Raw genomic sequence first — 13,178 nt, forward strand, 5'->3', positions numbered from 1 at the left:
CGCTGCGCTTGCACGGGCCTACGATAAGTAGGCCAGGTAAGCGTTAGCGCCACCCGGCAATTCTGGTACTCCCACCATGCCCCACGATATCACCTCAATCCTGACCGATCTGATCAACGGCACGTCGCCCCTGCATCAGGTGCGATTTGCATCTCCGGTCGACCCGATCCCAAACGCTTCTCCTCGTCTTACGATTGTTCTTGAAGGCGAAACGCATGACGCGATGTTCTCTTCCGTCGGGTTTATTGCTGACCTTCAGCCCGCCACCCTGCTCAGCATCATTTTCGGGAAGCAGCAACTGACGCTTCAGCTCCAGCGCGACACCACCGTGTTGCTTCAGCAGCAGGTCGCCAGACGCGGGCCAAGAATCGGTGCCTTTTTGCTGCAAACCCTCGCTGAATTGCAAATGCAGCCGGACGAGCAGGCCACGGCGAGACTGGTGGTGTTAAGTCTGCTCAGCCACTGCCGCGATCTGCTGGGCAGCGACATTCACACCGCCTCCCGCAGTCGGGCACTTTTTGAAGCTATTCGCAGCCATATCGAAGAACATCATGCCGCACCGCTTACCCGTGAGTCGGTGGCGCAGGCGTTTTACATTTCACCCAACTACCTTTCTCACCTTTTTCAAAAGACCGGCAGCGTGGGGTTCAATGAATACCTGACCAGAACCCGTCTCGAGCATGCCCGACAGCTTCTCAAAGGCTATGACCTGAAAATTAAGGACATTGCCGCACACTGCGGCTTCACGGACAGCAACTACTTTTGCCGCCTGTTTCGCAGGCACACCGAGCGCTCACCTTCGGAATATCGCCGCCAGTATCACAGCCAGATTACCGCCAAAAACTAGCATTGTGATCGCCCTCTCACTTCGCTAAGGACCTTACATTTGTCCAGTATTTGGCAAATTTGACCTCTGGCTCACCCCGTCAGGGCCGCCGTATCCTTAATTCATACCCGCTGACTTAAGGAAAAATAATGGAATTGTATCTCGATACCGCCAACGTGGCGGACGTTGAACGCCTCGCCCGCATCTTCCCCATTGCGGGTATCACCACTAATCCGAGCATTATTGCCGCCAGCGGTGAACCGCTCTGGGATGTCCTGCCGCGCCTGCAGAAAGCCATCGGCCCCCAGGGGACCCTGTTCGCCCAGACCATGAGCCGCAGCGCCGAAGGGATGGTTGCCGAAGCCAGACGCCTGCGTGATGCGATCCCCGACATCGTGGTCAAAATCCCGGTAACCGCAGAAGGGCTTGTCGCCATCAAAGCGCTTAAAAAAGAGGGCATTACCACGCTCGGCACCGCAGTGTACAGCGCATCTCAGGGTCTGCTGGCGGCGCTGGCCGGGGCGAAGTACATCGCGCCGTACGTTAATCGCGTGGATGCTCAGGGCGGAGACGGGATCCGCACGGTGCAGGAGCTGCAAACCCTGCTGGAACTGCATGCGCCAGACAGCATGGTGCTGGCTGCCAGCTTCAAAACGCCGCGTCAGGCGCTGGACTGCCTGCTTGCTGGCTGTGAGGCGATCACCCTGCCCACTGATGTCGCGCAACAAATGCTCAATACGCCAGCGGTAGAGTCAGCCATAGACAAGTTTGAGCAGGACTGGAAAAACACGTTTGGTAGCCTCAACCTGTAAAGGAGATATGTGATGGATCGTATTATTCAATCGCCCGGCAAATACATTCAGGGTGCAGACGTGCTCTCACGCCTCGGTGATTACCTGAAACCGCTGGCCGCGCGCTGGCTGGTAGTGGGCGATAAATTTGTACTGGGCTTTGCCGAAGAGACGCTACGCCAGAGCTTTAAACAGGCGGAACTGTACGTAGAAATCGCGCCCTTTGGCGGCGAATGTTCCCAGAACGAGATTGACCGGCTGCGTCAGCTGGCGAAGAGCGCCGACTGCCAGGCGATCCTCGGCATCGGCGGCGGTAAAACGCTGGATACCGCTAAAGCGCTGGCGCATTTTATGGATGTCCCGGTCGCTATCGCCCCGACTATCGCCTCCACCGATGCGCCCTGCAGCGCGCTCTCCGTCATCTACACCGACAGCGGGGAATTCGATCGCTACCTGATGCTGCCCCACAACCCGAACATCGTGATTGTGGATACCAAAGTGGTGGCCGGTGCCCCTGCGCGCCTGCTGGCAGCTGGTATTGGCGACGCGCTGGCGACCTGGTTCGAAGCCCGGGCCTGCTCGCGCAGCGGTGCGACTACCATGGCGGGCGGTAAATGCACACAGGCGGCCCTGGCGCTGGCCGAGCTGTGCTATAACACCCTGATTGAAGAGGGTGAAAAAGCGATGCTGGCCGCGGAGCAGCATGTGGTGACTCCTGCCCTTGAGCGGGTGATTGAAGCGAATACCTATCTGAGCGGCGTTGGGTTTGAAAGCGGCGGGCTGGCGGCGGCGCACGCCATTCACAACGGGCTGACCGCCATCCCGGATGCCCATCATTACTATCACGGCGAGAAAGTGGCGTTCGGCACCCTGACCCAGCTGGTACTGGAGAATGCCCCGGTTGAAGAGATAGAAACCGTCGCGGCGCTCTGCCACAGCGTGGGGTTACCCATCACCCTGGCACAGCTGGATATCACCACCGATATCCCGGCCAAAATGCGCCTGGTGGCGACGGCATCCTGCGCGAAAGATGAAACCATCCACAACATGCCGGGCGGCACCACGCCGGATCAGGTATATGCGGCACTGCTGGTTGCCGACCAGTACGGTCAGCGATTTATGCAGGAGTGGGAGTAGCGGCTGTTGCCCGGCGGCGCTGCGCTTGCACGGGCCTACGGGTTTTGTAGGACGGGTAAGGCGTAGCCGCCACCCGGCAAAAAAAATCCCCGCCGAAGCGGGGATTTTCCTTTTACAGCAGATCAAACCGGTCGAGATTCATCACTTTCACCCATGCCGCGACAAAGTCGTTCACAAACTTCTCGTGAGCATCGCTGCTGGCGTAAACCTCTGCCAGGGCACGCAGTACGGAGTTAGAACCAAATACCAGGTCGGCACGGCTTGCCTGATATTTCACTTCTCCACTCACGCGGTCGCGGCCTTCAAACAGCTCGCTGGATTCATCAGTAGCTTTCCACTGCGTGCCCATATCCAGCAGATTGACGAAGAAGTCAGTGCTGAGGACGCCCACGCGATCGGTAAAGACGCCGCTCTTACCGCCGTCAAAGTTAGCGCCCAGCACACGCAGCCCGCCCAGCAGCACCGTCATCTCTGGCGCGGTCAGGGTCAGCTGCTGCGCTTTATCAATCAGCAGCGATTCGGTAGTCGACACGTCGATGGCCGCACGGTAGTTACGGAAGCCATCGGCAACCGGCTGCAGCAGCGAGAACATGCCGATATCGGTCTGATCCTGACGCGCATCTACGCGGCCTGGCGTAAAGGGAACGGTGATGTTGAAGCCCGCCGCTTTCGCCGCCTGCTCGACGCCCACCACACCGGCCAGCACGATGATGTCCGCCAGCGACGCTTTATGCGCAGATTTATAGATGCCTTCCAGCACCGGCAGAACGCGTGCCGCTACGGCGTTAACATCCCAGCTGCGCTGCGGCGCCAGTGCCAGACGTGCGCCGTTGGCACCGCCACGCTTATCGCCACCGCGGAAGGTGGAGGCCGACGCCCATGCTACGGACACCAGTTCACTCACCGACAGTCCGGAAGCCGCAATATCTTCTTTCAGGCTCTGGATATCGTCAGCGGACGGGTGGAAGAATGGCTGCGGCAGCGGATCCTGCCAAATCAGCTCTTCTTTCGGTACTTCCGGTCCGATATAACGGGAAATCGGCCCCATATCACGATGGGTCAGTTTGAACCACGCCCGGGCGAAGGCTTCGTTAAATGCCTGCGGATCGTTCAGGAAGCGGCGTGAGATCTTGTCGAACTCAGGATCGAAGCGCAGCGTCAGGTCGGTAACCAGCATGGTCGGCTTACGTTTTTTCGACGGGTCGAACGGATCGGGCATGATTTCCGGCGCGTTCACCGCTTCAAACTGAATCGCCCCGGCCGGGCTGCGGGTTTGCACCCAGTCGTATTTATAGAGGTTCTCGAAGAAGTAGTTGCTCCACTGGGTCGGCGTCTGCGACCAGATCACCTCCAGGCCGGAGGTAATCGCATCCGCCCCGATACCGGTACCGTGGGTGCTGGTCCAGCCCAGGCCCTGCGCCTCAAGCGGACCGCCTTCCGGATCGACCCCCACATGGCTGGCTTCCCCTGCCCCGTGAGTTTTACCCAGGGTATGACCACCGGCGATCAGCGCGACGGTCTCTTCATCGTTCATCCCCATATTGCCGAAGGTGGCGCGAATAGCCGCCGCCGCCGACAGCGGTTCGCCGCTGGCGTTTGGCCCTTCCGGGTTCACGTAAATCAGCCCCATTTCGGTAGCTGACAGCGGATTCTTCGCCAGCGCTTCCGGGTCACGATGGGTTAACCAGGCTTTTTCATCCCCCCAGTTAACGTCCAGATCCGGTTCCCACACGTCTTCACGTCCGGCACCAAAGCCAAATGTTCTGAAGCCGGAGTTTTCCAGCGCTACGTTGCCCGCGAGAATAAACAGGTCAGCCCAGGAAATTTTCTGGCCATATTTTTGTTTGATCGGCCACAGCAGACGACGCGCCTTATCGAGGCTGACGTTATCGGGCCAGGAGTTGAGCGGAGAGAAACGCTGCTGACCACGGCCCGCGCCGCCGCGTCCGTCGACTGAACGATAGGTTCCTGCACCGTGCCACGCCATACGAATGAACAGACCGGCATAGCTGCCCCAGTCCGCAGGCCACCATGGCTGTGAATCGGTCAGCAGGGCTTTAAGATCGCCCTTCAGCGCGGAATAATCGAGTTTGCTGAACTCTTTGCGGTAATTGAAATCTTTACCCAGGGGGTTAGAACGTTCGGAATGCTGATTGAGAAGGTCGATACGAAGTTGTTTAGGCCACCAGTCCCGGCTGTTGGTGCCAGCACCCGCACTCTTGTCATAACTGCCCTGGTGGAATGGGCATTTACCTGAATTCTGATTCTCGTCGGACTTACTCATCGCTCTGCTCCCTCTATGATTTTACCGTTAGGATATACACCACCGGGAGCAAGAGATAATTGAAACCATCCACAGATTTGATAGTTATTTCCGTCGAAATCGGACGAAAACAAAAAATCCCTCATATTTATGAGGGATTTGCTTTTACAGGCCCGGGCGAACCCCTAAAGTGTGGCAGATCGCGTAGCTCATTTCGGCGCGGTTGAGGGTATAGAAATGGAAATCTTTTACCCCTTCGCGGCTGAGAATTTTCACCATGTCCATAGCGATATTCGCGCCCACCAGCTTGCGGGTTTCAGCGTCATCGTCCAGACCTTCATACATTTTTGCCATCCACAGCGGGATACGCACGTTGGTCATGTCGGCAAATTTCTTCGCCTGTTTGAAGTTAGAGACCGGCAGGATCCCCGGGATAATCTCCACGTCGATACCGGCTGAAACACAGCGGTCACGGAAGCGCAGATAGCTTTCCACATCAAAGAAGAACTGGGTGATAGCGCGGTTCGCACCGGCATCCACTTTGCGTTTCAGGTTGAGCAGATCCGCCTGGGCGCTTTTCGCCTCCGGGTGAACTTCCGGGTAGGCCGCGACGGAGATATCGAAGTCACCGACCTTTTTCAAAAGGGCAACCAGATCGGTGGCGTACATTTCCGGCTTGCCGCTGCCTGGCGGCAGGTCGCCGCGCAGGGCCACGATATGACGAATACCGTTGTTCCAGTAATCCTGGGCGATGGCGCGCAGCTCGTCACGGGTGGCGTCAATACAGGTCAGATGCGGGGCAGCTTCCAGACCGGTACGGTCCTTAATCCCCTTGATGATGCTGTGCGTGCGGTCGCGCTCGCCGGAGTTGGCGCCGTAAGTTACGGAGACAAATTTTGGCTTCAGGCTGCTCAGGCGATCGATAGAGGCCCACAGGGTCTGCTCCATTTCACTGGTGCGCGGCGGGAAAAATTCAAAAGAGACGTTAATCTGGCCGTTTACTTCAGCCAGGCTCTGATTCAGGGCTTCCCGCTGGTTGGCGTGAAAAAAGCTCATACCTTACCTCATCAATCGCGTGTCGTTGTTTGTTGTATTCGAACTTCTATACGTTTAGACGTCCAGATGTAAAAATGACGGAAAAGCGGACTGGCGTCAACTGAAAATATCATCAATAACGGTGAGGAATGCTCAGGGAAAGTGAAAAACGTTCAGGATGGGGTAACTATTCCCTCTCCCCTTAGGGGAGAGGGGGAAAACACAAAGATTACAGCAGCTGCGCCAGACGGTTGATATCTGACTGGATTGCCCCGGCGGTCACGTCGCGGCCCGCACCCGGACCACGGATAACCAGCGGGTTATCGCGATACCAGCGGCTTTCGATGGCAAAGACGTTATCGCACGGCAGCAGCGCCGCCAGCGGATGTTCAGGGCGCACGGCCTCAACCCCAACGCGCGCTTTGCCGTTGGCATCGAAACGCGCCACGTAGCGCAGCACCAGGCCCATTTCGCGAGCCGCTTCCAGACGCTGTAGCATCTGCTCGTTCAGCGCATCGCCGTTCTCGAAGAAGTGATCGACAGATCCCTCTTCGCAGCCCGCTGGCACCAGCGACTCCACACGTACCTGATTCGGCTCGATGTCGTAGCCCGCCTCACGCGCCACAATCACCAGCTTACGCATCACGTCTTTCCCGGAGAGGTCAACGCGTGGGTCCGGCTCGGTCAGCCCCTGCTGCCACGCCTGATCCACCAGGTCGGTGAACGGCACGGTGCCATCAAACTGCAGGAACAGCCAGGAGAGAGTGCCGGAGAAAATACCGCTGATCGCCAGAATGCTGTCGCCGCTTTCGATCAGGTCGCGCACGGTGTGGTTAACCGGCAGACCCGCGCCGACGGTGGCATTGTACAGCCAGTGACGGCCCGTTTTTTCAAACGCGTCATGAATCTGACGGTAGTTGCGGGTATTGCTTGCACCCGCCAGTTTGTTGGCACTGATGACGTGGAAACCGTGGCTGGCAAAATCAAGATACTGATCGGCCAGCTGCTCGCTGGCGGTCACATCCAGCACCACCAGGTCGTCATACGGATGGGCACGCATCCACAGAAACAGCGACTCTTCATCCTGCTCAATGGCTTCGTCGTTGAAGAAGGCCAGCGCACGGCTGGCGTCCAGCCCTTCATAGCTGAGCAGGCTGCGGCGGCTGTCCACTACCCCCGCCAGCACAAATTCAAAGCCGGTACGCGCGGAAAGCGTGGTCTGTTCGCGGGCAAACAGCTCCAGCCAGCGGGAACCGATATTGCCTTTCCCGAACAGCATCAGGCCGATACGTTTTTCGGCGCGGAACAGCGACTGGTGCAGCCCCTGGATCAGGCTCTCCGTTGGCCCGGTACGCATCACCGCCACCAGGCTGATGCCCTCTTCGGACTGCCAGGTAAATTCAACCGGCTGGCCTTTCAGCTGCTGCCAGAAACGGTGGCAGTGCAGCGGGTTACGGGTGACGCCCGCGCCGACCATGGCGATCAGCGCCAGCCCCTGACGCAGACGAAGCTCGCCCGGCAGGCCCGCTTCATCGAGAATTTTCAGCGCGCTGTCGGCCACTTCTGCGGTGTAGCAGAACTGCAGCAGGTGACGGTCAGTATGCACACCCACGGCCAGCGGACGCACCTGAGCACGCTTGAGGATCAGATCAATCTCTTTATGCGCCTGTTTGAAATCCTGCCCGGCCGGAACGAGGAACTCGATCAGGCAGATATCGTCATGGCTGGTAACGATACGCGCCCCCGTGCCGGAGGCCAGCACGCGCTCAATGCGGGTTGACCCCTGATCCGGCGTATAGCTACAGCGCAGCTGCAGGTCGATATCGCTGCCGGAGACCGGCTGCAGGGTACGGGCGTGAAGAACCGGGGCCGCGAGGCGCGCCAGTTCGCTGGCTTCGTCGAGACGCAGCAGCGGCAGCAGGCACGCATCTTTCACCTTACGCGGGTCGGCACTGTAGACGCCGGCCACGTCGCTCCAGATGGTGACGCGGGAGACGCCCGCCAGGGCACCGATCTGCGTCGCGGAGTAGTCGGAGCCGTTACGTCCCAGCAGCACGGTTTCACCCGCGTTGCTGCGGCTGATAAAGCCGGTTACGACAATACGTTTGTTCGGATGCTGCACCAGCAGCTGCTGAAGCAGCGGATAGGAGAGGCCTTCATCCACCTGCGGCTGAGCGCCACGTTCGGCACGCAGGAAATCACGCGCGTCCAGCCATGCGGCCTCCAGCCCCTGCTGTTGCAGGACGGCCGCCATCAGACGGGCAGACCACACTTCGCCGTGGCCCACCACTTCTGCGTAGACGGCATCGGTCACGCCGCTGTCAAGTAACGCGGCCAGCCGCTCCAGATCCTGGATAAAGTTGCTAATCAGGCCATCGGCTACGTCAGCAGGCAATAAACCGGCGATCAGTTCACTCTGATAACGGCGTAACGCTTGTTGAACCTGATGCGCAGAGAGACGATCGGTCTGGCTTAACTTCAGCCAGCTAATCAACTGGTTGGTGGTGCTGCCCGCCGCGGAGACAACCATCATGTCCCCCGGCATCGAATACTCTGCCATGATCCCCGCGACCCGCAGGTAACATTTCACATCAGCAAGACTACTACCACCAAACTTGTGCAGCTGACGACCCTTCGCCCCTGCCTGCGCTATCACACTCATGATTACCCCTTGGCTGCGACCTGGAAGCCATTTTCCAGATCGGCAATTAAATCTTCACAATCTTCAATACCGGTTGAGATACGCAACAGCGTCTCAGAGATCCCGGCGGCGGCACGCGCTTCTGGCGCCATGCCTGCGTGCGTCATGGTGGCGGCGTGGGAGATCAAGCTTTCAACCCCACCTAAAGATTCCGCCAGCGTAAACAGTGACAACCCGCTCAGGAAGCGACGCAGCGTCTGCTCATCGCCATCCAGTTCAAAGCTTAACATCGCGCCAAAACCCTTTTGCTGACGCGCCGCAATCTCGTGCCCCTGATTCTCCGGCAGCGACGGGTGATAAAGCTTTTTCACCAGCGGCTGGGTCTTCAGGAAATCGACAATCGCCTGGGCATTACGCTGCGCCACGTCCATACGCGGCGACAGGGTGCGCAGACCACGCAGCAGCAGATAGCTGTCGAACGCGCTGCCGGTGACGCCGATGTTATTCGCCCACCATGCCAGTTCGGTGACAACTTCCGGATCTTTTGCAATCACCACCCCGGCAACCACATCCGAGTGGCCGTTCAGATATTTGGTGCATGAATGCAATACCAGATCTGCTCCCAGTGCCAGCGGGTTCTGCAGCGCCGGACTGAGGAACGTATTATCCACTACACTTATCGCTCCCGCATCCCTCGAAAGCTGACAAATTTTTGCGATGTCCACAACGCGCAGCAGCGGGTTGCTTGGACTTTCGATTAATACCAGCTTCGGTTTTTCTGCCAGCGCCTGTTTCAGCGCCTGCTCATCACCCTGATCGACAAACAGCACGCGATAGCAACCGCGCTTCGCCAGGCTGTCGAACAGACGGTAGCTGCCACCGTAACAGTCGTGCGGGGCCACCAGCAGATCGCCAGGTTTCAGGAACACGGTGGTCACCAGATGAATCGCCGACATGCCGGTGTTGGTCATCACCGCGCCTGCGCCACCTTCCAGTTCCGCCAGCGCACGCTGGGTGACATCACGCGTAGGGTTGCCACGGCGCGAGTAGTCATGGGCGCGTGGTTCATTAAATCCGGTGAAGTTATAGGTACTGGAGAGATGAATCGGCGGGACAACGCAGCCGTACTGTTCGTCGTCATTCAATCCGCTACGCACTGCGATGGTGGCCTGTTTACGCGTCATGGTGAAGGCTTCCTGGCTTAATGGATGAAAAGTCAGGCACCAGAGTAAACATTGATTATATGGACGTCAATACATCTGGACATCTAAACTTCTTTGCGTATAGATTGAGCAATGCGCAAATAGCCGTTAAAATTATATGCTTTAGCGCATACCGCAGAGGCAATATCCGTGTCACGACGGCGTCTCTACGGTAAACTACGCGAGATTATGGCGCGAAACCCTGCGAACCGCTGCGGTGTCGGCCTCATATTAATGACAGAGAGGATTAAAGGTATCTCATGGCTGAATGGAGCGGCGAATATATCAGCCCATACGCTGAGCACGGTAAGAAGAGTGAACAAGTAAAAAAAATTACGGTTTCCATTCCTCTGAAGGTGTTAAAAATCCTCACCGATGAGCGCACGCGTCGTCAGGTGAATAACCTGCGTCACGCTACCAACAGCGAGCTGCTGTGCGAAGCGTTCCTGCACGCGTTTACCGGCCAGCCTTTGCCGAACGATGAAGACCTGCGCAAAGAGCGTAGCGATGAAATTCCGGAAGAGGCGAAGGTGATCATGCGTGAACTGGGTATCGACCCGGATACGTGGGAATACTGATTTGCAGATACAAAAAAAGCGCCTTGCGGCGCTTTTTTTTCGGGATGCATCTTACTTAGAAGAGCCAGGGATGCTGAAACGCTTGTTGAAGCGGTCAACACGGCCACCGGTTGCAACATCACGCTGCTTACCAGTGTAGAACGGGTGGCACTGGCCGCACACGTCCAGGTTCAGATCGTGACCCACGGTGGAGCGGATCTGGATAGAGTTACCGCAAGAACAGTTTGCAGTAATCATTTCGTATTTAGGATGGATATCTTTTTTCATGGGAGAACCTCAGTTAAGGCCGCGTCGCTCTTCCAGCCCTAACGCCAGACACCACGCGATGTTGAATGTAAGTTCTTTGATGCAAAGTGCACCAAAGGCGGCGAATCATACAGAATTTAACCAGGGTATGCAAACTGATCCGCACGCCGCCTTTCACTAATGTGTATACTAACGCGCCACTTTTCAAGTCAGGAAGATTCGATGCCCGTTGCTCACGTTGCCCTGCCCGTTCCGCTTCCCCGCACCTTCGACTACCTGCTGCCGGACGGCATGCAGGCCGTAGCGGGCTGTCGCGTGACGGTGCCGTTTGGCAAACAGCAGCGTGTGGGCGTTGTGGTTTCCGTCAGCCAGCAAAGCGAACTGCCTCTCAGTGACCTGAAGAGCGTGGTTGAGGTGCTGGACAGCGAGCCGGTCTTTTCCACCAGCGTCTGGCGACTGCTGCTGTGGGCCGCCGACTATTATCATCATCCCATTGGCGACGTGCTGTTTCACGCCCTACCCATTCTGTTACGTCAGGGCAAAAGCGCCAGCCACGCGCCGATGTGGTACTGGTTTGCCACCGAGCAGGGCCAGGCGGTGGACATTAACAACAGCCTGAAACGCTCCCCGAAACAGCAGCAGGCGCTGGCGGCGTTACGCCAGGGCCGGATCTGGCGGCACCAGGTTGAGAGCCTCGATTTTAACGACGCGGCGCTGCAGAGCTTGCGCAAAAAAGGGCTGAGCGAGCTGGCCTGCGAAGCGCCGGCGCTTATCGACTGGCGCGACGGCTTTAGCGTGGCGGGCGACCGTCTGCGGCTGAATACCGAACAGGCAACCGCCGTTGGCGCGATCCACAGCGCCTCCGATCGCTTCTCGGCCTGGCTGCTGGCGGGCGTCACCGGTTCCGGTAAAACCGAAGTCTATCTGAGCGTGCTGGAAAATGTGCTGGCTCAGGGCAAACAGGCGCTGGTGATGGTGCCGGAAATCGGCCTGACGCCGCAGACCATCGCCCGTTTTCGCGAGCGGTTTAACGCCCCGGTCGAGGTACTGCACTCCGGCTTAAACGACAGCGAGCGCCTCAGCGCCTGGCTGAAAGCCAAAAATGGCGAAGCGGCGATTGTGATTGGCACCCGCTCATCCCTGTTCACGCCGTTTAAAAATCTCGGCGTCATCGTTATCGACGAAGAGCACGACAGCTCTTATAAACAGCAGGAAGGCTGGCGCTATCACGCCCGTGACCTGGCGGTCTACCGCGCCCACAGCGAGCAGATCCCGATTATTCTTGGTTCGGCGACCCCTGCGCTGGAGACGCTGCATAACGTGCGCCAGCGTAAATACCATCTATTACGCCTGACGCGACGGGCGGGTAATGCCCGGCCAGCCATGCAACACGTGCTGGATCTGAAAGGTCAGCAGGTGCAGGCGGGATTAGCCCCGGCGTTAATTACCCGCATGCGCCAGCATCTGCAGGCCAACAACCAGGTGATCCTGTTTCTCAACCGTCGCGGCTTTGCCCCGGCGCTGCTGTGTCACGACTGCGGCTGGATAGCCGAGTGCCCGCGCTGCGATCACTATTACACCCTGCATCAGGCGCAGCACCATTTGCGCTGTCACCACTGCGACAGCCAGCGTCCGGTGCCGCGCCAGTGCCCTTCCTGCGGCTCCACCCACATGGTGCCGGTCGGTCTGGGCACAGAGCAGCTGGAGCAGGCGCTGACCCCCTTCTTCCCCGGCGTGGCCATCTCACGTATCGACCGCGATACCACCAGCCGCAAAGGGGCGCTTGAGCAGCAGCTGGCGGAGGTGCATCGCGGCGGGGCGCGCATCCTGATTGGTACCCAGATGCTGGCGAAAGGGCACCACTTCCCGGACGTCACCCTGGTGGCACTGCTGGACGTTGACGGCGCGCTGTTCTCGGCGGATTTCCGTTCTGCAGAGCGCTTTGCCCAGCTCTATACCCAGGTGGCGGGCCGTGCCGGGCGCGCCGGTAAACAGGGCGAAGTGGTGCTGCAGACCCACCATCCCGAGCATCCGCTGCTGCAAACCCTGCTGCATAAAGGCTACGATGCCTTTGCCGAGCAGGCCCTGGCGGAGCGTCAGACCCTGCAACTCCCGCCGTGGACCAGCCATGTGATTATCCGCGCCGAGGATCACAACAACCAGCAGGCGCCGCTGTTCCTCCAGCAGCTGCGCAATCTGCTGCAGGCCAGCCCGCTGGTGGATAATCAGCTGTGGATTTTAGGTCCGGTTCCGGCATTAGCGCCCAAACGCGGCGGACGCTATCGTTGGCAAATTCTGCTGCAACACCCTTCGCGGGTGCGTCTGCAACATATCGTCAGCGGAACACTGGCGTTAATAAATACCCTGCCGGAAGCACGTAAGGTGAAGTGGGTGCTGGACGTCGATCCCATTGAAAGCTAAAAAATGGTGGGAGGCGGATCGAAAAATTCAACATGACT

The 13,178-nt window shown here is 58.4% G+C and carries 10 protein-coding genes; 5 read left to right on the forward strand and 5 right to left on the reverse strand.

Features of this window, described 5'->3' with window-relative positions; translation table 11 throughout:
- Positions 1 to 76 precede the first annotated feature (76 nt).
- From ACOYA6_RS21735 to gldA, 3 genes are all read left to right on the forward strand, one after another.
- Positions 77 to 847 (forward strand): helix-turn-helix transcriptional regulator, encoded by a 771-nt coding sequence (locus tag ACOYA6_RS21735; protein ID WP_422655411.1) that lies wholly within the window; start codon positions 77 to 79, stop codon positions 845 to 847.
- 128 nt (positions 848 to 975) lie between these two features.
- A complete protein-coding gene (gene fsa / locus ACOYA6_RS21740; RefSeq protein WP_138370881.1) occupies positions 976 to 1,638 on the forward strand; it encodes a fructose-6-phosphate aldolase in 663 nt (220 codons plus the stop codon).
- A gap of 12 nt (positions 1,639 to 1,650) precedes the next feature.
- Positions 1,651 to 2,754: a bifunctional L-1,2-propanediol dehydrogenase/glycerol dehydrogenase gene (gene gldA, locus ACOYA6_RS21745; protein WP_138370882.1), complete on the forward strand. Its 1,104-nt coding sequence runs from the start codon at positions 1,651 to 1,653 to the stop codon at positions 2,752 to 2,754.
- A 112-nt stretch (positions 2,755 to 2,866) separates the two neighbouring features.
- Here gldA and katG read toward each other — a convergent pair whose 3' ends face one another.
- The 4 genes from katG to metB form a co-directional block, all read right to left on the reverse strand.
- Positions 2,867 to 5,038 carry a catalase/peroxidase HPI gene (katG, locus tag ACOYA6_RS21750; protein ID WP_039032118.1) on the reverse strand — a complete coding sequence of 724 codons (2,172 nt, stop codon included), beginning with the start codon at positions 5,036 to 5,038 and terminating at the stop codon, positions 2,867 to 2,869.
- A 144-nt stretch (positions 5,039 to 5,182) separates the two neighbouring features.
- The gene (gene metF, locus ACOYA6_RS21755; protein WP_422655412.1) at positions 5,183 to 6,073 is read right to left on the reverse strand and encodes a methylenetetrahydrofolate reductase; all 891 of its coding nucleotides are present in this window, start codon (positions 6,071 to 6,073) and stop codon (positions 5,183 to 5,185) included.
- 208 nt (positions 6,074 to 6,281) lie between these two features.
- Positions 6,282 to 8,714, reverse strand: coding sequence for a bifunctional aspartate kinase/homoserine dehydrogenase II (locus ACOYA6_RS21760; protein WP_039032120.1), 2,433 nt, complete (start codon positions 8,712 to 8,714; stop codon positions 6,282 to 6,284).
- Between the two features lie 2 nt (positions 8,715 to 8,716).
- On the reverse strand, positions 8,717 to 9,877 hold the full coding sequence (gene metB / locus ACOYA6_RS21765; protein WP_223075618.1) for a cystathionine gamma-synthase: 1,161 nt from the start codon (positions 9,875 to 9,877) through the stop codon (positions 8,717 to 8,719).
- Between the two features lie 278 nt (positions 9,878 to 10,155).
- On the opposite strand from metB, the gene metJ reads away from it, so the two are divergent.
- Positions 10,156 to 10,473: a met regulon transcriptional regulator MetJ gene (gene metJ / locus ACOYA6_RS21770; RefSeq protein ID WP_007369220.1), complete on the forward strand. Its 318-nt coding sequence runs from the start codon at positions 10,156 to 10,158 to the stop codon at positions 10,471 to 10,473.
- A gap of 51 nt (positions 10,474 to 10,524) precedes the next feature.
- Here metJ and rpmE read toward each other — a convergent pair whose 3' ends face one another.
- The gene (gene rpmE, locus ACOYA6_RS21775; RefSeq protein ID WP_039032122.1) at positions 10,525 to 10,740 is read right to left on the reverse strand and encodes a 50S ribosomal protein L31; all 216 of its coding nucleotides are present in this window, start codon (positions 10,738 to 10,740) and stop codon (positions 10,525 to 10,527) included.
- Between the two features lie 201 nt (positions 10,741 to 10,941).
- On the opposite strand from rpmE, the gene priA reads away from it, so the two are divergent.
- The gene (priA, locus tag ACOYA6_RS21780) at positions 10,942 to 13,140 is read left to right on the forward strand and encodes a primosomal protein N' (RefSeq protein ID WP_422655413.1); all 2,199 of its coding nucleotides are present in this window, start codon (positions 10,942 to 10,944) and stop codon (positions 13,138 to 13,140) included.
- The last annotated feature ends 38 nt before the right edge of the window (positions 13,141 to 13,178 follow it).

It is taken from the genome of Leclercia barmai (assembly GCF_049312895.1).
GTDB lineage: Bacteria > Pseudomonadota > Gammaproteobacteria > Enterobacterales > Enterobacteriaceae > Enterobacter > Enterobacter barmai.